Origin of the sequence: Frankia gtarii (genome assembly GCF_025403375.1) — a bacterium.
GTDB classification, from domain to species: Bacteria; Actinomycetota; Actinomycetes; order Frankiales; family Frankiaceae; genus Frankia; species Frankia gtarii.
This window is the reverse complement of the sequence record NZ_JAMPTM010000019.1, coordinates 1-20,826: the sequence shown is the minus strand read 5'-3', so window position 1 is coordinate 20,826 and position 20,826 is coordinate 1. Positions and strand designations below refer to the sequence as shown.

The 20,826-nt window shown below is 69.2% G+C and carries 18 protein-coding genes and 1 tRNA gene; 8 read left to right on the top strand and 11 right to left on the bottom strand.

What is annotated here, in order from left to right:
• Positions 1 to 16 precede the first annotated feature (16 nt).
• Both NBZ83_RS05495 and NBZ83_RS05490 read right to left on the bottom strand, forming a co-directional pair.
• A complete protein-coding gene (locus NBZ83_RS05495; RefSeq protein WP_261564513.1) occupies positions 17 to 1,822 on the bottom strand; it encodes an nSTAND1 domain-containing NTPase in 1,806 nt (601 codons plus the stop codon).
• The gene (locus tag NBZ83_RS05490) at positions 1,822 to 2,706 is read right to left on the bottom strand and encodes an SIR2 family NAD-dependent protein deacylase (RefSeq protein ID WP_261564512.1); all 885 of its coding nucleotides are present in this window, start codon (positions 2,704 to 2,706) and stop codon (positions 1,822 to 1,824) included. Before NBZ83_RS05490 ends, NBZ83_RS05495 begins: the two co-directional genes overlap by 1 nt.
• A 576-nt stretch (positions 2,707 to 3,282) precedes the next feature.
• Between NBZ83_RS05490 and fxsT the strand changes: the two genes are divergently transcribed.
• Positions 3,283 to 5,802 carry an FxSxx-COOH system tetratricopeptide repeat protein gene (fxsT, locus tag NBZ83_RS05485; RefSeq protein WP_308203766.1) on the top strand — a complete coding sequence of 840 codons (2,520 nt, stop codon included), beginning with the start codon at positions 3,283 to 3,285 and terminating at the stop codon, positions 5,800 to 5,802.
• A 38-nt stretch (positions 5,803 to 5,840) separates the two neighbouring features.
• Here the strand turns inward: fxsT and NBZ83_RS05480 are convergent, their stop codons facing one another.
• The 3 genes from NBZ83_RS05480 to NBZ83_RS05470 form a co-directional block, all read right to left on the bottom strand.
• Positions 5,841 to 7,676 carry an HEXXH motif domain-containing protein gene (locus NBZ83_RS05480; RefSeq protein WP_261564509.1) on the bottom strand — a complete coding sequence of 612 codons (1,836 nt, stop codon included), beginning with the start codon at positions 7,674 to 7,676 and terminating at the stop codon, positions 5,841 to 5,843.
• A gap of 29 nt (positions 7,677 to 7,705) precedes the next feature.
• Positions 7,706 to 7,849, bottom strand: coding sequence for an FxSxx-COOH cyclophane-containing RiPP peptide (gene fxsA, locus NBZ83_RS05475; RefSeq protein ID WP_261564508.1), 144 nt, complete (start codon positions 7,847 to 7,849; stop codon positions 7,706 to 7,708).
• Between the two features lie 242 nt (positions 7,850 to 8,091).
• The gene (locus NBZ83_RS05470) at positions 8,092 to 9,351 is read right to left on the bottom strand and encodes an FxsB family cyclophane-forming radical SAM/SPASM peptide maturase (protein WP_261564507.1); all 1,260 of its coding nucleotides are present in this window, start codon (positions 9,349 to 9,351) and stop codon (positions 8,092 to 8,094) included.
• Between the two features lie 651 nt (positions 9,352 to 10,002).
• Between NBZ83_RS05470 and NBZ83_RS05465 the strand changes: the two genes are divergently transcribed.
• The 6 genes from NBZ83_RS05465 (at position 10,003) to NBZ83_RS05440 (ending at position 14,839) form a co-directional block, all read left to right on the top strand.
• Positions 10,003 to 10,173, top strand: coding sequence for a hypothetical protein (locus NBZ83_RS05465; RefSeq protein WP_261564505.1), 171 nt, complete (start codon positions 10,003 to 10,005; stop codon positions 10,171 to 10,173).
• Positions 10,174 to 10,308: 135 nt separating this feature from the next.
• On the top strand, positions 10,309 to 10,842 hold the full coding sequence (locus NBZ83_RS05460) for a hypothetical protein (RefSeq protein WP_261564504.1): 534 nt from the start codon (positions 10,309 to 10,311) through the stop codon (positions 10,840 to 10,842).
• Positions 10,843 to 10,927: 85 nt separating this feature from the next.
• A complete protein-coding gene (locus tag NBZ83_RS05455; RefSeq protein WP_261564503.1) occupies positions 10,928 to 11,941 on the top strand; it encodes a hypothetical protein in 1,014 nt (337 codons plus the stop codon).
• A 27-nt stretch (positions 11,942 to 11,968) separates the two neighbouring features.
• Complete coding sequence (locus NBZ83_RS05450; RefSeq protein WP_261574458.1) at positions 11,969 to 13,303, top strand: Dyp-type peroxidase; 1,335 nt, start codon at positions 11,969 to 11,971, stop codon at positions 13,301 to 13,303.
• Between the two features lie 59 nt (positions 13,304 to 13,362).
• Positions 13,363 to 14,292, top strand: coding sequence for a bile acid:sodium symporter (locus tag NBZ83_RS05445; protein WP_261564500.1), 930 nt, complete (start codon positions 13,363 to 13,365; stop codon positions 14,290 to 14,292).
• Between the two features lie 199 nt (positions 14,293 to 14,491).
• A complete protein-coding gene (locus NBZ83_RS05440) occupies positions 14,492 to 14,839 on the top strand; it encodes a tyrosine-type recombinase/integrase (protein WP_261574457.1) in 348 nt (115 codons plus the stop codon).
• 51 nt (positions 14,840 to 14,890) lie between these two features.
• Here NBZ83_RS05440 and NBZ83_RS05435 read toward each other — a convergent pair.
• Positions 14,891 to 14,963: transfer RNA gene (locus NBZ83_RS05435), tRNA-Lys, on the bottom strand.
• 216 nt (positions 14,964 to 15,179) lie between these two features.
• On the opposite strand from NBZ83_RS05435, the gene NBZ83_RS05430 reads away from it, so the two are divergent.
• A complete protein-coding gene (locus NBZ83_RS05430; RefSeq protein ID WP_261564497.1) occupies positions 15,180 to 16,028 on the top strand; it encodes an alpha/beta hydrolase in 849 nt (282 codons plus the stop codon).
• Between the two features lie 72 nt (positions 16,029 to 16,100).
• Here the strand turns inward: NBZ83_RS05430 and NBZ83_RS05425 are convergent, their stop codons facing one another.
• The 5 genes from NBZ83_RS05425 to NBZ83_RS05405 all read right to left on the bottom strand — a co-directional run.
• Positions 16,101 to 17,381 carry a cytochrome P450 gene (locus tag NBZ83_RS05425; protein WP_261564496.1) on the bottom strand — a complete coding sequence of 427 codons (1,281 nt, stop codon included), beginning with the start codon at positions 17,379 to 17,381 and terminating at the stop codon, positions 16,101 to 16,103.
• Positions 17,378 to 18,004, bottom strand: a complete 627-nt coding sequence (locus NBZ83_RS05420) for a GTP-binding protein (protein WP_261564495.1) — start codon at positions 18,002 to 18,004, stop codon at positions 17,378 to 17,380. The genes NBZ83_RS05425 and NBZ83_RS05420 overlap by 4 nt, the downstream gene beginning before the upstream one ends.
• Positions 17,985 to 18,344 (bottom strand): DUF742 domain-containing protein, encoded by a 360-nt coding sequence (locus NBZ83_RS05415; protein ID WP_261564493.1) that lies wholly within the window; start codon positions 18,342 to 18,344, stop codon positions 17,985 to 17,987. The genes NBZ83_RS05420 and NBZ83_RS05415 overlap by 20 nt, the downstream gene beginning before the upstream one ends.
• A complete protein-coding gene (locus NBZ83_RS05410) occupies positions 18,341 to 18,760 on the bottom strand; it encodes a roadblock/LC7 domain-containing protein (protein WP_261564492.1) in 420 nt (139 codons plus the stop codon). Before NBZ83_RS05410 ends, NBZ83_RS05415 begins: the two co-directional genes overlap by 4 nt.
• Positions 18,761 to 18,788: 28 nt before the next feature.
• On the bottom strand, positions 18,789 to 20,826 hold a 2,038-nt coding region (locus NBZ83_RS05405), incomplete at its 5' end, for an ATP-binding protein (protein WP_308203765.1).

The following is a 20,826-nucleotide window of genomic DNA, read 5'->3' as shown; positions in this document are numbered from 1 at the left end:
TCGCCGGGGTTCGGGGTCAGGAATCACCCAGGCGGAAGCGGAGGTGTTCCAGGGTGGCTGCCACCTCGGCGTCCTCGGCGGTCGCCGGACGCAGCCGGATCGCGTTCGCCAGGTCCTCGAGCGCCGCGGCCGGATCTCCGGACCGGGCGGTGATCAGACCGCGCAGGACGAGCGCATCGACATGCACGGGAAGGATCGTCAGCGCGATGTTGAGGAACGCCGTCGCGGCGTGGTTGTCGCCCACCGTCCGGTACGCGCGGGCCACGTCCACCCAGAGGTCGACGTCGCCGGGAAGCCTGGAGGACGCCGCCGTCAGCTCGACCAGCGCGGCCGAGGATCGCCTCGCCGCCAGCAGGAACCGGCCGTGGGTCGCCTGCACCCGGCCGACGGCAGTCGCGTCTCCGAGCATGTCGAACAGGGCGGCGGCCGCCCGGAACCGGCCCTCCGCCTCGTCGAACCGGCCCTGCATGGCGGCGAGCCGGCCGAGGAACGCCTCGGCTTCGGCGCGGGTGCGCGGATCGGCGCTGTCGCCGCCGAACTCGATCGCGTCACCGGCGTACTCCTCGGCGAGTCCGAGGTCGCCGTCGGCCAGGGCGCCTTCTGCCGTGCGCAGGTAGACCGCGGGACTGGGCTTGGGCACGGTCTGGACCGACCAGGGGCGGTTACCGCGGCGGACCGGGTCGATCAGACGGTCGTGGAGCAGCTCGTACCACAGGGAACCGGTCCTTTCCTCGGTCTTGAGGATGTGCCGCTCCTCAAGAGCCCGGGCGACCGCGTTCGGCATGTCACCGGTGGTACTGATCCCTTCGTAGACGGTTCCCCTGGTACCCAGATCCGTGATGAACACCCGGGTGAGCCAGTCCCAGACCTCCGGCTCGGGCACCCCGTGCTGGGCTGCCACCTCCGCGACCGACCGCGTACAGAAGTCGGTCAGGGCGCGCTCGATGTTGCCGTGGTCGCGCAGGTGCAGGAACGAGATCTCCTGCACCTGTTCGGGTAATGCGTCCCACAACGCCGAGCACACGACCTGTAGGTGGACCGGTTCGACCGTGTCAGTGACGGTCTCGCGGACCTCGCCGAGGCTGGTGGTGATCGTCATCGTGCGCAGGTCGTCGACAAGCCGCTCCGCCACCCCGGGAGCGAAGTGCCGCCGGGTGGACCGAAGCGGCCTGGTCACCGCCTCGAGCGCGGCCTCCCGGCGCAGCGGCCGGACCGAGAACCGCGCCCGGTCGTGCAGCCCCAGCGTGGTCTCGTAGGGCAGCAACTGGGCGATGAAGTCCTCCCGGATCGAGATGAGCAGCCGCAGCCGGGGCACCGCCTCGACCGCCTCGGCCAGTTGCCGGACGAACTCCTCCCGGTAGGACCGGCGGTGCGGCAGGTCACTGAAAAGCTCCTCGAACTGGTCGATCGCGGCGAGCATCGGCAACGGCGTGTCGTAGCGGTCGATCGTCTCGGGCAGACTCCGCAGGAAGGCCGAGATGGTCATCCCGGCCAGCGAGGCCGGGGAGCTCGCCTGCGACCAGGCGGACAGCAACGCGAACGTGTAGGGATTGTGGTGCGGCACCACCGCGGTGGGGAAGGCCGAGCCCTGCGACACCCGGCTGACCGGCAGGACGTCGGCGTCGCGCGTACCGATCCGCGGGATGACCCCGGCACGCATGAGCGAGGTCTTCCCGACGCCGGACTGACCGTAGAGAACCAGCAGGCGACTGCTCAGCCACAGCGCGCACACCTTCTGGGACTCCTGGTCCCGGCCGTAGAAAAGATCCCGATCCTCGGTCTCGTAGTAACGCAGACCGATGAAGGGGGAGATGCCCGCCATCACGACCAGCCCAGATGATCTGCCAGCTTCGCGCAGAAGTCGGCAGTACTGCCCCAGAACACGGCGACGTTCCACCGCCCGAAGTACTCGGCGACGTACTCCTCGGCCCGGCGGCGTTCCTCCCGCGGAGCGCCGGCTGCGGGCAGGGCCAGCTGTATGCTCGCGTGCCGCCTGGGCTGGACCGCGGCCACCGTGTGCAGCAGTCCACGGAAGAGCAGGCGGAAGGTCCAGTCATGGAGGCTGTAGCCGAGGAACAGCAGCGGCCGGGTGGTCAGCGCGGGCAGGATGTAGGTGGGGATGATCTGCTGGTCGTCGGCGCCGCGGTCCATCGCGAGATTCATGACGAAGTCGAGGTGGTCGTCCTCCGTCAACACCAGGGAACCGGGATCCTCCACCGTGCCGTGCAGGTGGAAGACGACTGGTTCCTCGGGGTTCGGAAAGGCTTCGGCAGGGTCGTGGTCACCACCGGCCGACGCGTTCCTGTACCAGTGACACACCGTCCGGCGCGGCCGTTTTCCCGCCTGCCGCAGTGCCTGCCCCATGAACCCGTCGGGGTTTGTCGTGAGATAGACCGGCAACGGCAGGCGAGCGAGCAGCGCGTGCGGCTCCGTCGGAACGGCGAAGTCCGGTGTGGGGCTCGCCCGGACCGCCCCGGCGACCTGGCGTCGCACGGAACCCGGCCGGCTGTCCGTGACATCGGCGTACTGCATGACACGTGGGAGATCCGCCCGATCAGCAAAAGGATATTCGACTGTTCTGGCCCAGGCCTCGCTCAGCTCCGAACCGGCAGGTCGGCCATTGCCCACGGCACCCGGGCCGACGAGTGGCGTGCAGTCACCGTTCTTGAGCTGGTCGACGAGGCGTACCCAGTCCCTGTCGTTCATCGCTGCCCCACATACGTACAAGAGGTCGGTTTACGACTTTTCCAAAGCATCGCCCCGCATCCTCCGCGTCGGGTACGTCTGGCGGGCCGGACGCTCACCTGTGCCAGCAGATGCCAGAAATGAACATACTTGTCCTTTTGGTGCGGCGTGGTCGCTCCTGCCGGGTCAGGCCCGTCGCCACGCCGGGAGATCGCCGCCGGTCCGGGGAGGAGTGGTCGATCCTCGCCTTCTGGTCGCGTCGGCCCACCACTTCATCGTGCGGGTAGAAACCATCGGCCGATACCATATTTCGACGGTTTTTCGGGATGACCGATCCTCGGCAGCCCGGCTTCGGCCACGAACAGGGGAGGCCCCGACTCGGCAGCAGGCCGGATTGCGCGTGGCCGCGACACGGTCGGGAAGGTTTCCCCGGCCCATCCCGGTCCTACACCCGGGCCGGACTACCTGCCACCCCGGACGACGATTTATGTGCGAAGATATGGGCGATACTTCGGTATGAGGCCACCAGTAAGAGGCCGGGCAGGGGTGATGGTGACATCCATACAGGTGGCGAGCACCGCGGGCCAGAACCGAGCGGTGCCGGTCGTATGGGGTAGTGTCCCGCAGCGGAACAAGAACTTCACCGGGCGGGATAGTCTGCTTGGCGAGCTGCGAAACCGAGTCACCTCGGAGGTGACGGCTGTTCTCCCCCACGCACTGCAGGGGCTCGGTGGCGTCGGCAAGACCCAGCTCGCCATCGAGTACGCCTACCGGTTCGCAGGTGATTACCAGGTCGTCTGGTGGGTCCCCGCCGACCAGGTCGCACTGGCACGCTCGGCGCTGGCGGCTCTCGCTCCGCGGCTCGGCCTGAGTGTCACCCCCGGTCGCATCGACGACGCCGTGGCGGACGTGCTCGACGCGTTGCGCCGCGGTGAGCCGTACTACCACTGGCTACTGATCTTCGACAACGCCGACCAACCGGAGATGATCAAAGAATTCCTGCCCCACGGCACCGGGCACGTTCTTGTCACCTCACGCAACCACCGTTGGCAGAGTATGGCGGACACGGTGGAGGTCGACGTCTTCAGCCGGGCCGAGAGCCTGGCGTTCCTGCACCGCCGGGTTCCCGGCATCACCGCGCCGGAGGCCGACCGGCTGGCCGAGGAGCTGGGCGACCTGCCGCTCGCTCTCGAGCAGGCCGGCGCGCTGCAGGCGGAGACCGGCATGGCGGTGGCGGACTACCTGGAGCTGTTGAGCCAGAAGGCCGTCAAGCTCCTGGCCGAGAACCCGCCCTCCGACTACCCGGTCCCCGTTGCCGCCGCGTGGAGCCTCTCGGTGACGAGGCTGCGCGAACAGATGCCCTTCGCGATGGAGCTGCTGCGCCGCTGCGCCTTCTTCGGGCCGGAGCCGATCTCCCGGGATCTGCTCATCCTCGGCCGCTACGTACTCGAATCACCGCTGCGCGAGGCGCTCGCGGATCCGATCATGGTCAGCCGTGCGATGCGCGAGCTGGGACGGTACGCCCTCGCCCGCATTGACAACAACCGCAAGACGCTCCAGGTCCACCGCCTGATCCAGAAACTCATCCGGGACGAGTTGAACGCCACCGAAAGCGTACAGATCCGGAACGAGGTCCACCGCCTGTTGCGGGCAGCGGACCCCGACGACCCGGACGACGTCCTGAAGTGGCCGGCCTACGAGACCCTGCTGCCCCACGTGGAGCCGTCCTCGGTGGTGGAAAGCACGGACCCGGATATTCGTCGGCTCTTCAACAACATCGCGTCGTATCTCTACAACGTCGGTGACACCCGGGGGTGTCTCGCCACCGCGAACAAGGCTCTCGAGGTGTGGGAGGCGGCGGCCGGTGAAGGGGTTCGCGACCGCGCCATCCTGATTGCCGGCCGCCGTAAGGCCGACGCGCTGTGGAGCCTGGGTGAGTACCAGGATGCCTACGAGATGCGCCGGACGACCATGAAGAACATGCGTCAGGTGCTGGGGGAGAATGACCAGGAGACCATTCTCGTCACGGTGGGGCACAGCGCGGACCTGCGTGTCCGGGGTGATTTCGCCGGGGCACGCGCGCTCGACGAGGACATCCTGGTCAGGACACGTGACGTGCTGGGCGAGGACCACACGGTCTCGTTTATCGCCGCCAACAATCTGGCGCTGGACTTCGAGCTGACCGGTGATTACGACCGGGCCCGTACACTCGACGAGAAGACACTGCAGGATCGTCGCGACTTCTACGGCCGGGACGACGATCCGAACGTCATATTCTCCCTCAACGCGGTGGCCCGCGACACCCGGCAGGCCGGCAAGTACCGGCAGGCCCGGAGCCTGGCCGAGCAGGCTTACCATCTGTATCAGCAGGTTACCGCGCAGATGCTGCCCAAGAACCACTCCTGGGTCCTGCTCCAGGCAAAGGACCTCTCCGTGGCCCGGCGGTTGGACGGCGACTTCAACGACGCGCTCAGTCTGGCGCGGGAGACCCACCGCCTGTATGTGGACAACTTCCTGAGCGACCATCCGGATACCCTCGCCGCGGCGATCAACCTGGGTAACTCACTGCGCCGCGTCGGCGACCTGGAAGCGGCGGCGGACCTCATCGAGAGGACTGTGGAGGGGTACCGGCGAGTTCTCATCGCGGACCATCCGTACACGCATGCCAGTATTCTGAACCTCGCCGTCATACGCCGTCAGATCGGCCGCGACACCGGCGACATGAGTCTCATCGAGGAGGCGAAGGACAAACTCGAGGACGCACTCGCCGGGCTCGACCGTACGCTCGGTTCCGCGCACCACTTCACCCTCACCTGCCAGTCGAGCCTGGCCGCCGCGGTGGCGGACCTCGGTGACGCCGAGCGGGCTCTGGAGCTGGACCAGGCCGTCCTGCCACGGCTGACCGAGGTTCTCGGCCCCGAGCATCCGCACACGTTGATGTGTGCGGCTAATCTCGCCCTCGACCTGCGGGCGGTCAAGCTTGAACGACAGGCGGATGTCCTGGCGAGCGAGACGTTGGCGCGATACCGCCAGGCACTGGGCGCGGAGCACACCGATGTACTGGAGATGGCGAAGGGCAATCGGCTCGACTTCGTCTTCGAGCCCTCACCGTTCTGACCGGGAACGGGTCCGGGCCGGTCGGTGCAGCGGGAAGATCAGTTGACCGTCCCAGCCCCCTGCGCGGCGAGCCAGGCCGCAAGACGCAGCGGATCGGGCGCGGTGCCCGACCGCCGCGCGATCTCGACCGTCAGGGCGAAGATCTCCTCAGGCAACGCGTCCAGCGGGTCGGCCTCGCCCTGCCCGGCGAGATCGCGGCGGGCGAGCGCCAGGCCTGTCCACGAGTTGATCCGGTTCGGGTCCCGGGCGATCTCCTCCCGGTATGCCTGCAAAGCCCCGCGCACATCGCCGGACACATAGCGGGCATCGGCCACCGTCGCGGGGGGCACCAGGGCGGCCAACCGGGCCGGGTCGTCGCGCAACCGATCGAAACGGCCGGGATCGAGGGCGCCCATTCGGGCGAGCCGGATGCGGCCGGTCATGTGGAACGCCGCCTCGCCGGGCACCAGCCGGGAGGGCGCGGCCCCGGGAGCCGGGCAGGCGCGCCCCGCCAGCCAGGCGTCGGCCCGCTGCGCAACGATCTCAGGTTCGGGACGCATGTTGCGCAGTCGCCACGTCATCTGATGATCGGCGGAGGCGAGCCGGGCGAAGGCCGCTGGCCGATCGGGAACCTTCACCTGGCGCAGCACTGCCGCCTGGCTCCGCATGCCGCTGACGAATCGCGTCCCCTCCGCGGTGAGATCGCCGGACGCCTCCAGTGCAGGCAGTGCCCGCCACACCTGTTCGCGCCACCGGGCGAACTCGAACTGGGCCAACGGGGCGCCGTTCTCGGTGGGCGCCGCGCGGTGGACCTGCCAGAAGTCGCACAGACCGAGGTAGGCGTATGCCCCCTGCAGGAGTCCTCGTAGCGGTCGCGGGTCGCTGCGCCACGGCGCGTAGAACAGCTGGCTGCTCGATCTACCGTGCAACGGCACCAGATCCAACAAGGCCGAGAGCTTGGCGTGTTGGAACTCGTGTACGAGAGCGCCCGCCATCGTCAGGCCGTCCGTGGGGTAGGTCAGGGCCACCGCCCCGAAGGTGTCCCTGGAGCTGGCGGACAGCTCGGGCGCGCTCTCGGTCGCCTGGAGAGGCACGAAGGCCACCACCCCATGGGCGATCGCCTCGGCCCGCATCCGATGGTCCCGGGCCAGGATGGTCCACGCCTCGTGCAACCGTGCCTGCCAGGCTGCCGCCTCCGAGCTGCTCAGCCGGCCCGCCACCGACAGGCCCTGGTGGTCACGATAAGGATCCAGATCGTCGAGAACAACGCTGATCCGCTGATCGCCGACCGTGCTGGTCAGCCGGCGCAGCGGACGCCACAGCCGGGTGTCGGGACCGTCCGTCTGGACAACGGGAATCGTTCCGACGCCGTCCAGCTCGACGCTGCCGCTGCCGGCGCGATGGCGCGCGCGCAGCGGCCCGGCATCCCGTGGCACCGTGGCCATGCCGAAGGTCGGGAACATCAGCCCGTGCGCAGTGGCACGCAACGTGATCTCGAAGTCGAGGCGCGCACGTATCGCGGCGCCAGCCGCCAGGCCGACCAGATAGGCGAGGTCGTCCTCGATCGGGGTGGTCGCGACGGTCACCCCGCGCAGCCGGCGCAGGCAGTGCGTGGCCCAGGCGCCGACGTGCGGGGAGAGCAGGACCGTCTCGGTCGCGACGCGGTCACGGCGCTGCGCGGCCGAAAGCAGGGTCAGCGCACCGCGCAGATCTGCCTGGAGCGGCGCACCCCGCTCCACTCCGTTGTCAACGACCGAACGCAGCAGCAGGACCCGCTTGCTGAGCTGGCCGCCCCGCAGCGCGCCGTGGGCACGGCCCGCTCCCGCGGCAAGCGTGTCGAACTCCGCCAGGGTGAGCACATGCTGGCGTGGCGTGTGCTCGTTCTGGTCCGCCACGGCCGGATGGTGCTGGGTCACCGGCCTGGTCAGATACTGGACTGGAACCCGGCCAGCGCCTCCTCGGGATGCTCGATGTCCCGCATGAGCCGGCGCAGCGAGCGGGACAGGACCGAACCGGGTTCACTCGTCACGACGAGGTCATCCAGATTCGCGTGAGTCAGGTCCGTCATCTCACACACGATGCCATCCGACGTCTCCACTGCTGATCCCCCTACCGCTACTGCCTGCGGCCCATGCTGCATGCCGATACCGACGAGGCCATTCAACCGGCCCGTGCCCCCGGAAGGCAAGCTCTCGGGGACTAGAGGACAACTTTTTGCGTCAGCCCGGCCAATACAAGAGGTTGGCACATTGAGGCCACCCCAGACGGAACAATTACGATGCCCCCGCCCCGAGAAGGCGGTTCTTCACATCAGGCGTCATTTTCGGCGTCAAGCCTTTCGAGATCGCCGCGGAGTCGGGTCTGTATGTGCTGTACAAGACGCAGAAGATCCGGGCAGTAGACCGACGGGTTACGAAAGCCCGAACCACGCCGATATCGGTGGGGATAGTAGCCGCCACCGCAGATCTTCACCACCGGGCAGCGCCGGCAGACCGGCGCGAGGGCGTCCAGGCCCAGTTGCCGGGCGACGATCGAGGGGTGCCGCAGGGCCTCGTTCAGCGGATGTTCCAGCACGTTGAGACCCGTCTCCGGCGCCCCCTCGTAGGTCGATTTCAGAGTGTCCACCTGCTCCATCGAGCCGTCGGTCTCGATGACGAGCAGACTCGACGGCGTGAGACCGACGGCCTCGGTGTTGCTGGCGCCCCCCAGAATCAGGTAAATGATTTCCTGAAAAAGGCGCACCTCGGGAGGATCCGGCGAGGAGTACCAGCGGTCGAAGACCGCTATCAGCCAGTCGGCATACGGCGTGCTGTCCGCTCCCGCCGCGCGCCCGGGCGGTGGGCCAGACCAGTGCCCGTGCGGCAGGAGGAGATCGATCGCGGGCGGCTCGTGGGAGAGTAGCTCCGTATACGTTGCTATCGGATCCGCGTCGAGACTCACCGTGCACAGCAGCCCGCCGAACAGGTGCCGATAGGCCGGCGACGTCACCAGCTTCACGCCCCGGACGACCTCGTCGTAGCTGCCCCGGCCGTCGGCATGGACACGGCGCCGGTCGTGCACGACGGACGCCCCGTCAAGACTGACACCGACCCGTATCCCATGCTCCAAGAAGATCTTCAGGAAGCTCTCGGTGAGCAGTACGGCATTTGTCTGAATACTGAACTGCACCGTCACGTCCGGCGGCATCACATCCTTGAACGTGGCCGCCATGTGGCCGAAGTACTCCTTCCCGGCCAGGAGCGGCTCTCCGCCGTGCAGGACCACCCGGACTACCGGAAGTCCGTGCTCCTCGGCATGCTCGGCGATACGGTGGACCGTCGCCGCCAGGGTCTCCCGGGACATAACCGTGGGCTGGCCGCGCCAACTGCTGTCGGCCATGTGGTAAACATAGCAGTAAGTGCAGGAAAGATTACAACGACTGTGCACTTTGAGTATAAACTGACGGAAGGGCCGTGGCCGCCAGCCGTTTTTCAGCATAACCTCTACGTCGATGGCCCCGTCCGGCCACTCACGTATTCGACGTACTGGCGGCGAGAGAACCTCGCCGAGTTCAGAGGCCACGAGGATCATTATCCACCATGCTCGCCGGGTCATGGTGACCGGCCCGCAGGCGGACCTCCGATCAACCGGGTCCGGCCGGGCACGGTGGGGTGGTCGGACGACCAGGTGGCCACATCGCGCGGACCGGACCGCCGACGGGATCCGGTCCGCGCGCCGCAGCGCCCGCAACGGGCCGTTGGGTTACCGCTGCGACGGCACGACGGGCCCAGAGCCCCGGTGAGGCAGTGGACGAGGTGCTGGCACGCTGAGCGCGGCAAGCTGCCCCGACCCACGAAAGCGGCGCCTTCCTCCGGGAAGACGCCGCTTTTACCGATCGATGCCGACCCCCGGAACCGGCTGGCGGCCGCCTTCACCAGGATCACCCTGGCCATCTGACCGCCCGCCCGAGACGGCTCCACCACGCGCCACCTCCGCCCAATGCAACAGCGCCGTGGATATCACCCTGGTGTCCAGGCGGCGCGGTCATGCCTCTCCTGCGATCACCGGTCGGTTGTCCGCGCACCTGTTGCGGTCGGCGGGGCGCGAGGTGGCGCAGACCACGGCGAATGTGGTTCCGCGCCGTGTGGTGCGACCGGCGCGGCCACACGACGGCCACACGACGGCCACACGGTCAATAGTCGTGATCCGAGCGGGTAGAAAATACCAACTGTGCAGGTCATGATGACTGGCTCGTTCGGGCCTATTCGAGTCCTACCGGCGGTGCGGGCGCAGGTCGACCGGGCAGCGCTGGAGCCCGAGGCCGAACTAGCCGATTTCCTCGATCATGTCGGCAAGCTGATCGAGCACACGAGTCAGTACACCGCAGATCCCGATATCGCCGCGTTGTTGTAACGAGCACGGATTGACGATGAGCAGGTAGTGGACGCCTCGGTGGTGTTACGAGGTGGTGCCGTTGGGTGGGCGGTGGGGCGGGCCGTGTGTGATGCTGACGCGGCGTGCTCGGTCGGTGGCTGATGGAGGGCGGAGATGGAGATCAGGCCGCAGGCGGTCGCTATCCCGAAGGAAACCGACCATCTGGAACAGGGGAAGTACGGTCCGGTTTTTCCGAAGACGCCGGCGTGCTACGGGTTCACGATCATCGCGCCGGTCAAGGCGGGCTGTGGTCCGACGATACGTGCGCACGGCAGGACCCTCGCTCGGGCGTTGGAGCAGGATCCCTCTCTTCTTGCGCCGCTGAAGCTGCACTATCTGCGATGGGTGCTGTTCGACGATGACACGCGTTTCATGTATCAGGGGATCTTCGACACCGATTTCGACAAGTACACCGAAGACGCGGTGGCGCTTTTCAGCAAGTCGGGTGTGACTACGACCTTCGAGAATCTTGAAGGCTTCCCTGAGGACTGGCGTACGAACCCCGAGGCCTTCGTCAGGTATGTGCGTGCGCACCAGTGCCCGAGCTTCATCGAGTACGGCGAGTATCCGTACGTGACCGCTGACGAGATCAAGAAGGCCCTGCGGGTCAGGAGCGCTCTGTCGGAAGTTCTCGACCAGATGCAATGACCACTCCCCGGCACCCGCGCGGGACCCGAGAGGACATGGCGAGACGGCCGCTGACCAGGCTCCATGGCGCGGATCGGAGAGGTTCATGAACGAGCCGCGCACGGCGCGCACGTACAACCAGAACCACGCGCGGCGCCCGTATGCCGCGGGCAGACGGCGGGTGAGCATCTACGTGGCGTGGAGCTATCCCGCCGAGGCGGGGCGGAACCCGGCGGAGCTGGACAACCGGTTCTCCACAATGACCGAAGTCCGGCGTGTCGCGTGGCCCGCCTACGAGGAACCGAGATGGTCGGACCCGGGTCAGTTTCAGCAGGGCATCGCGGGGTCGCTGGAGTTGTTCTTCCTGAACTGGCTTCCTTTCCAAGCGTTCGTCGAGGAGATCACCGGGTTTGTGGTGCCGGTGTACCAGCGGGTCGACCAGGCAGGGCGACGGACGGTGCTGGACGAGCGGGTGCTGGGCGACACCGACACCCTGTTCGTGTTCGGGCTGGACCACACGCTTACCGGCCAGCACGCCGAGCCCGCGGAGGTTGAGGCGTTGCAGTGGTTCCTGGGCCGCGAGGACGCCCGTCTCGTCCTGGGGCCTCATCACGACGTCGGGGCGTCCGATGACCTGGCCGTGCGAGACGTCGAATATCACCATCACCGGGATCCGCTGGTTCCGCGCCAGCAGCGGTTCGGCGGGTACGTCCGGAGCCTGATGGACGGGGTTGGGATTCCCGTCGAGAACCGCTACGGGCTGCGCCCGGCGGTCGGGGACCAGGACCAGACGACGAGTGCTCCGTTGGCCGCGGTCCGGGACCTGGACACCAGGGGATGGTTGGACGGGGTCGACCACTTCAACTTCCACCCGCATCTGCCGCACTACGCGGTGACGACCGACCAGCCGGACGTGGTGCACGTGCTGGCCAGGCAGCCGGTCGACCTTGCCAGGCCGCACCCGTTCACCGACGCCGGTGACACCGAGTTCAACGCGTTCCTGTGGATGCCGCCGGCAGGCGAGCGGGCCGGCGATGTGCTGCTGGCCGACTCCACGGTCTTCAGCTCCCTGTTCGGCGGCGACGAGAGCTTGCGGAACTTCTGGCGGAACGTTGCCTAGGCGTCGGCGCCTACAGGCGGCGAGACGATGAGCGGGCACACGCCGGGCGCGCTGGAGCTCGACGACATTCAGCGCGGCGTGCTCAGCCCCCGCCCGACCCCCTACGCCGCGACATACCTCGTGTTCCGCATCGATGACCGCGAGCACGGACGGGAAGTGATGCGCCGGTTGGCCGCGGTCGTGACGTCCGCGGCCGATCCGGCCGGCGCGCTGGGAGAGACGTGGGTCAGCGTCGCGGTGACCTGTCACGGGCTGCGGGCACTGGGCGTGCCGGAGGCGTCGCTGGCCACGTTCGCCTGGGAGTTCCAGCAGGGGATGGCCGCTCGCGCCAAGACGTTGAGCGACGTCGGCGACAGCGACCCGCGGCACTGGGAGGCGCCGCTGGGCTCCTCCGACATCCACGTCGTGCTCGCGGCCGTCGCACCCGACGCCCAGCGGCTCCAGGCTGCCATCGAACGGGCGCGGCCCGTCTACGACGAGCTTCCCGGCGTCACCGCGATCTGGCGGCAGGACTGCCACGCACTGCCGACGGAAACCGAGCACTTCGGCTATCGCGATGGCATCAGCCAGCCGGCCGTCGAGGGCAGCGGCATCGCCGGGTCAAACCAGCTGGAGACGCCGTTGAAGGCCGGGGAGTTCGTGCTCGGCTACCCCGACGAACTCGGCGGCGTTCAAACCCCACAACCGCACGTACTGGGACGCAACGGCAGCTACGTCACCTTCCGCAAGCTTCACCAGCGGGTCGCCGTCTTCCGCCGCTACCTACGAGACAACGCCCACGATCCGGACGACGAGGAACTGCTGGCAGCGAAGATCATGGGCCGGTGGCGCAGCGGCGCACCGCTCGCGCTCAGTCCGCTGCGCGACGACCCCGCCCTCGGGGCCGACCCCGCACGCCGCAACACCTTCGGCTACGAGCACGACGACCCGGCCGGATTCGTCACCCCCGGCGGCTGCCACATCCGCCGGGCCAACCCCCGCGACGCCGCGGTCGCCGGCGACGTACGGCTGCACCGCATGATCAGACGCGGTGCCGTCTACGGTCCGCCGCTACCACCCGGCGTTCTCGACGACGACGGCGCTGACCGCGGCCTGATGTTCACCTTCATCGGCGCCCATCTCGGCCGGCAGTTCGAGTTCGTCCAGTCCGAATGGATGAACAACGGCGTCTTCTTCGGCGCGAGCGACACCCGAGACCCCGTCCTCGGAGCCCACGACGGCACCGCCGAGCTGATCATCCCCCGACGGCCGCTACGGCGGCGCCTGTCACCCTTGTCGCGGTTCGTCACCACCCGCGGCGGCGAGTACTGCTTCCTGCCAGGGCTGCGCGCACTGCGCTGGCTCGGCGACCTGACCGACTAACGCACACGGCGAACGCCAACCCACCGTCCCCGACCCGGCGCCACCCACATCGAGGCCGCATGGACACCCTGCAACTGCTGTTCAACGCCGTGACGGTCGTCTTCATCGCGGTCACCATGTTCGCCGCCGGCCTGGGCGCCACCACCGCAGCGCTGCGCGCCGTCTTCACCGACGTCCCTCTGCTGCTGTTGGCGCTGCTCACCAACCTGGTCGTGATCCCGCTGCTCGGATGGGGGGTCGGCGCCATGTTCGGCCTTGCCACCGCGCCGTTCATCGCACTCATCCTGGTCGCCGCATCACCGGGCGGGCCGTTCGGCGTCAAGTTGGCCCTGGTGCAAAGCGGCGACGTCGTCGCGGGCGCGGCCCTGCAGGTGCTGCTCGCCGCCGTCGGAAGCCTCACCTTCGCCCCGACCGTGAACATCCTGTTGGCCGCCGCCGACCTCGGTAACGGCGTCTCCCTCGACGTCGGCGCGCTGGTGCGGACCGTCGCCATCCTGCAGCTCGTACCGTTCGCCGTCGGACTGCTGCTACGCCGCTATGCCACACCCACCGCCCTGGCCTGGCACCCCACAGCAGCGAAGGTCTCCAACATCACCTTCCTGATCGTTCTCGTCGGCATGCTGCTGGGCAACTGGCAACACGTCGTCGGACTGGTCGGCTCCCGCGCCCTGCTCGCCGGGCTCGTCCTCGCCGCCGCCGGCTTCGCCGTCGGCACCCTGCTGGCCACCGGCCCACCGCCACGACGCACCACTCTCGGCGGCGTCGCCGCGGTCCGCAACGCCGGACCGGCACTGGCCGCCATCGGCATCGCCTTCGACAACGACCCCGCCATCCTCGGCGCGCTAGCCGCCGTCCTGCTCAGCGGCCTCGCCGCGGCCCTACCGATCGCCACCGTGCTCAACCGCAGGCGAGACGTCACCCCGCAGCCAACAGGTGACGATCAACCACACACGCCAGACGGGCGGGCCGGCGAGAACCATGCACGGTGACCGGTTCGCCGTCTTGCGGACACGTCGATCGGGCCTGGGACATCGGAATCGACACCGACCCGCACGCACGGCTCACAGCCGCGTTCACCGAGCTCACCCTCGCGATCTGATCACCAGCTCGACAGGGTCACCATGCCCTGCCCTCCCACAATGCAACAGACCCGTTTACCGGGATCGGGAGCCGTGCGGGCAGGTCACGGTGATCGGCTGCACCCGACGTCGCGACTCCGGCGCGGTGCTGCATCTCGCCGAGGCGCTGCCGATCGACCTGGAGGCCGGCGTGGAGCTCGGCGAGAAGCTGCTGTCCCGCAAGCGCCTGCATGATCTACGACATGGAAGCGTGAGCATCCAGATCGCGCAGGGCGTGGACATCACCCTCGTGTCCAAGCGGCTCGGTCATGCCTCGCCTGCGATCACCGGCCGCCTGTACGCGCACCTGCTGCGCTCGGCCGGGCAAGAGGTGGCACAGACCGCTGCGAACGCCGTTCCGCGGCGTGTGGTGCGGCCGACGCGGCCACACCCCGGCCACAACGATCAACAGCCATGATCCGCGTGAGTGGGACATGCCAACCATGCAGCTAACACGCCTGTCACGGAGTGGGCCGTCAGGGACTCGAACCCTGAACTCGCCGGTTAAAAGCCGGCTGCTCTGCCAATTGAGCTAACGGCCCCGCGGGGCGATCGTACCTGGGCGGGTGTGGTCCTCGAAGCCTCCCGCCGGTCGTGGTGTGGACCGAAGTACAGTCTGGTATGACGAGGGTCACAGTGCGCTGGTCGGCTGCGTCCATCGATGATGGTGATCTACGGCTGCACCTTGAGTTTCCTTGCGTGGCAAGCAATCGCGCGTCGGGCCGGGGACGATCAGCCGCAAGTGTCGAGGAGTCCACGTGAGTGACGTCAGCCCGGCCGCCCCGGCCGACCAGAGCGCCGCGAGTGCGGGGCGCACGATCGTCTTCATCCACGGGTTGTGGCTGACGTCGGCGAGCTGGCAGCCGTGGATCGACCGGTTCGCCGCGCTGGGGCATATCGGTCTCGCCCCGGAGTGGCCGGGGATGGACCGTGACCTCGACGCCCTGCGGGCAGAGCCGACCGCCGACAACCGGGTCGGCGTGGTCGAGGTGACGGACAGCTATGCGAAGATCGTCGCGGCTCTGCCGGAGGCGCCGATCCTCGTCGGGCACTCGTTTGGCGGCCTGATCGTCCAGCTGCTGCTCGACCGTGGCCTCGGCGCGGCCGGGGTGGCGATCTCGCCGGCGCCGGTGAAGGGCGTGCTGCGGCTGCCGATCGCCACCCTGCGCTCGTCGGCGCCGGTGCTGACGAAGCCGGCGACCCGCCATCAGGTGGTGGGGCTGACCGCGGACCAGTGGTTCTACGCGTTCGCGAACACCGTCGGCCGGGGCGAGTCGGACGAGCTGTACGCGCGCCTGCAGGTGCCCACCCCGGGCCGGCCGCTGTGGCAGGCCGCATTCGCGAACGTCAATCCCAAGGCGCCGAGCAAGGTCGATTTCGGGAAGGCCGACCGGGCGCCGCTGCTGATTCTCGGCAACGACGCCGACCACACCGTTCCGGCGTCGGTGAGCCGGGAAGCGTTCACCCGCCAGCGCAAGTCGGGCGCAATCACGGCCTACCACGAGTTTCCGGGCCGCCCGCACCTGACGGCCAGCGTGCCGGGCTGGGAAGAAGTTGCCGACCTCGCCCTCGCCTGGGCGCTGGCGCCCCGATCCGGCGAGGTCTGAGGGCGGCAGCCAGCGGGGCGGCAGTCAGTGAGACAGCAGGTCAGCGGGGCGGCAGGTCAGCGGCTCGGTGGGTCAGGACGGCGAGAAGTGCACCGGCAGTGCGGACAGGCCGCGCAGCCACGGTGACGGACGCCAGACCAGCGCGTCGGGGGAGACCGCGAGGTCGGTGTCGGGTAGCCGGTCGAGCAGCACCTCGACGGCGGCCCGCACGATTGTCTCGGCGATCTCCTGAGCGGGATACGGACAGCGGTGCTCGCCGTGGCCGAACGACATGTGGGCGTGGTTACCGCCGGGGCCCTCGAAGGAGTCCGGCCGCACCTGCGGGTCGCTGTTCGCCGCCGCGCAGCTCAGCACGAGCATGTCGCCGGCCTGGATGTGCTGGCCGGCGAGCTGGGTGCTGCGGATCGCCCAGCGGCCGGACATGTTCTGCAGCGGAGTGTCCTCCCACAGCACCTCGTTGAGCGCCTGCCCGACGCTGCGCCGGCCCCCGGAGAGGGTGACGGCGAAGCGGCTGTCGGTGAGCATCAGCCGTAGCGTGTTGCCGATCCAGTCGGTGATCGGCTGCTGGCCGATCCCGACGATCAGCAGCAGGTCCCACGACGCCTCCTCGTCGGTCAGCTTCCCGGGATGGCCGAGCAGCGCGGAGGGAATGTCCGCCCGCGGGTGCGTCCGCCGGTCGGCGAGCAGCGCGTTGATGATGGCGACGAAGCGGGAGTGGCCGGCGATCGCCTCCGGGCCTGAGCCGTCCGTGGCCGCGTTCATCGCCGCGAGCAGCTCGGGCAGGGCGGTCTCGGGCACGCCGATCATGCGGCCGATCAGCAGCATCGGCATCGACTGGGCGTACTCGGCGATGAGATCCGCCTCGCCTCGCCCGGCGAAACCGTCGATCAGCTCGTCGCAGGTCCGCTCGCACAGCGCCCGCAGCTCGAACAGGTCCACGCCGCCGAGCACGTCATTCATGATCGTCGAGCGGCGCTCGAATTCGGCGCCCTCCAGGTGCATCGTGTATGGCTGGTAGCCGACGACAGGGAGCAGCGGCCAGTCCGGCGGGATGCGGTCCCAGGCGTTCCAGCGCCGCGGGTCACGCCCGTACAGCTCCGGATTGCTCGTCACGAAGTGCAGCTCGCGGTAGCCGAGTACCAGCCAGGCGGGGATGTCGCCGTCGAGCAGGATCGGCGCGACCGGGCCGTGGACGCGGCGCATCTCCCGGTACAACTGAGCCGGGTTGTGCTGGAAGCGCGGGCCGTACAGCCGGAACGCCCCCGGATGGTCGGGGAAGGCCGGCACCGGTGCCGCGAGCTCCGTCGCGGCCGGCTCCCAGCCGTCGACGCGGTCGTGGTGAGGATGTGTCACGGCGAGCTCTCCTGGGCGGTGGACAGGGCGTACAGGTGGTTGACCAGCGCGATCAGCACCGACTTGCTCGACGCGCGGTGCCGGGCGTCGCAGTCGACGAGCGGCACGTCGTCGGACAGCGACAGCGCCTCGCGTAGCTGCGGCAGCGTGTGCTCCGGTTCGTCGAAGTTGTTGCGCGCGACGATGAACGGCATCCCGTGGTGCTCCAGCCGGTCGATCGCGTACCAGGAGTCCGCCACCCGACGGGTGTCGACGAGGACGACCGCACCGAGCGTCCCCGCGAACAGCCGATCCCACAGGAACCAGAACCGCTGCTGCCCGGGGGCGCCGAACAGGTAGAGCACCTTCTGCTCGTTGAGGCTGATCCGGCCGAAGTCGAACGCCACGGTGGTCGTGGACTTCTCCCGCACGCCGCCGGTGTCGTCGATGCCGATGCCGGCGCCGGTCATCGTCTCCTCGGTGCTCAGCGGGCGGATCTCGCTCACCGCGCGGACCATCGTCGTCTTGCCGACGCCGAACCCTCCGACGATCACGATCTTCAACGCGTCGTTGACCGTGTTCGCCAACGGGGTGCGGGAGCGCGGCGGGGCCTGGCCGGCGACCTCAGAGGTTCTTGAGTCCAACGAGCACCTGCTTCAGGATCTCGGGAGGGGGCAACGGCGTTCTGCCGACAGAGGCCGAGGGATGACGCGCCGCGATCCGGCCGGTGTCGAGCAGATCGCAGAGCAGGATCTTCACCACGCTCACCGGCAGCTTCAGTTCGGCGGCGACCTCCACGACGGCGACCGGCGACCGGCACATCCGCAGGATCGCGGTGTGCTCGGACTGCATGCCCGGCGTCGGATCGCTCTCGCTGACGATCAGCGTGACGAGGTCGAAGGCGTTCTCGTCGGCGCGGCTGCGCCCGCCGGTGACGGTGTAGAGCCGGTCGGGGTTCTCCCCGTCGATGGCCTCCCGGATCACGAGGCCGCGAATCCGGGTGCGGCCGCGCGCGGCGGGGCGCTGAGATAGTCGCCGATCTGCTCGACCAGCTCGTTCATGTTGTGCCCGATGACGCCGGCGTCGGCGTCGTCGGTCGCCACGACGGCGAGGTGCGAGCCCTGGCCGGCCTCGATGATGAACAGCAGCCCCCCGTGGAACTCGGTCATGGACTGCCGCACCCCGCCGCTGCCATCGCCGAACTCCATCGACGCACCATGCGAGAGGCTCTGGATACCGGAGGCGATGGCGGCGAGCTGATCCGCCTGATCCACGCTGAGTCCGGAACTGCGGCAGAGCTTGAGCCCGTCCTTGGAGAGCACCAGGGCATGTCGAGTCCCCGGCGTCCGCTCCAACAGGTTCTCCAGCAGCCAGTCGAGGTCACGGGTTCTCGTGTTCATGCGTATCTCCGGCCGTGCGTAGGAGCGATCAGGAGTTGCCGTCTCGCCTGCTGGGGTGGCCGCCGACGTTGGTCCCGGCGGAGTCCGTCCCGCCTCGCGTCTGGAACCACAGGCCCTGATCCGGGCCGCTGGCGGTGTCCCCGGCGATGGGGTTCGGGTCCGACGGGTCCGACGGGTCCGGGGGGTCCGGCGGTTCCGGCAGCTTGGTCGGCCCCGTGAGCGACGGTGGCAGCGGTGGCAGCGGTGGCAGCGGCCGGGAACCCGCGTCGGCCTGGCCGGTTGCGCCGACGGGTGCGTCGGGCTGCTCCCCGCGGGTCGCACGACGGAAGGCGCCGAAGCGCGCGCCGGCGTCGGCGGGCGGGGAAGAGGGCGTCGACGCCGGCGCGGTGGGCAGCCGGCCCACCGCGTTCGCCATAGTCTCCCCACGACGCCGCTTCGGCAGCGTCTCGCGGGCCGTCGGCGGAGATGCCGCGGCCGGCTCGCCGGGTACGTCGGCGCGCGGAATCGGCCCGGTCGGGTTGTCCGGAACAGGGGTGCCGGGCGCGTCGGATCGGCCGGCCGCGGCATCGCCGTTCAGTCCGGTGCGGCCCAGTCCGGTGCGGTTCAGCTCGGTGCCGCCCAGCCGGGTGCCGTCCGGGGCGGGACGGTCGAGCGTGCGGACCGTGCTCCCGACCGGCGCTCCGGCTGCGCCGGCCCGCGCCGCTGTGCCCAGGGCACCCGCGGCCGCCCCGATGGTCTCGCCCATGGGCATCCCGGGCGTGGCGGGGTTCGGCCGCGGTTGGGCGATGAGCCGGCGGGGGATCATCACGATGACACCGGTGCCGCCGCGCGAGGAAGGCCGGAACGACACCGTCAGACCGTGCTTGCGGGCGAGTACGCCGACGACGGCCAGGCCCAGGCGGGTACCGGACAGCGTGGTGAGATCCAGCGGCTCCGCCGAGACCGCGGCCTCGGCGCGGCGCAGGGCGGCGGGCCCCATGACCAGGCCGCCATCCTCGATCGTCACCACGATGCCGGCCTGGACCTCCTCCACATACACGTGCACCTCCTCGGAGGGAGGCGAGAAGCTGGTCGCGTTGTCCATCAGCTCGGCGAGGGCGTGCATGACGCCCTCCGCGGCATAGCCGGCGACCGCGACCGTGCTTGTCGAATGCAGGCGGACCCGCTGGTAGGCGCTGATCCGGCCGACCGCGCCACGCAGGATGCTCTCCACCACGATCGGCTTGGTCCACCGACGCCCGGTGCGGGCGCCGGTCAGCACCGCGATGCTGTCCGCCAACCGGCCCGCCTGGGCGGTCGCGTGGTCGAGGCGGAGCAGGTCACCGAAGACCTCCTCGTCGTGGCGCTGCTCCATGTCGCGCAGGTCCGCGAGCATGCTCGTCGCCAGCGCCTGGACCCGGCCGGCCGCATTCGCGCACGCGGACATCGCGGCGGCCCGCATCCGCTCGCCGCGGCCGATCTCCGTCGCGAGTGTCCACAGGATGCGCTGATGTGTCTCGCGCGCCTCGCGGTCCCCGTCGCCGATTCCCGAACCCGCCGCGACGTCCCCGTGTCCGGCGACGCCCGCCTCTCGGACGATGCCCGTTGCGCCGGCGGCGGCGGCGGGTGCGGATACGGCGATGCCTGCGTCGGTGGTGTCCGCGGTGCGCAGGCCGCTGGTTTCGATCATCCCGCCGGCCTCGATCAACCCTTCGGCCTCGGCCACATCTGCCAGCACGGCGTCGGGCGAGGCGCCGTCACGCAGCCGCTTCACCACCGCGGGCAGGATCTGGTCGGCGAGCTGGGTGGCGCGGATGTTCTGCGTCTGGACCTGCATGTGCGCGCCGGCGAGCCGGTTCTCCAGGTCGGCGACCCTGCTGCGCAACCGCCGCACGGCCCGCCCGCGGCCGAGCGCGAGTGCGACGGTGAGCAGCACGATGGCGGTGGCCGCCACCGCAGACACGATCACCGGCGCCCGGTCCGGGCCGGCGGTCGCGGCGCTCGCCCACGCACCCACGCCGACGACGGCCAGCACGGCGATCAGCAGGACGAGGGACCTCTGATCGGTCAGGGTGTGGGGGCCGCGG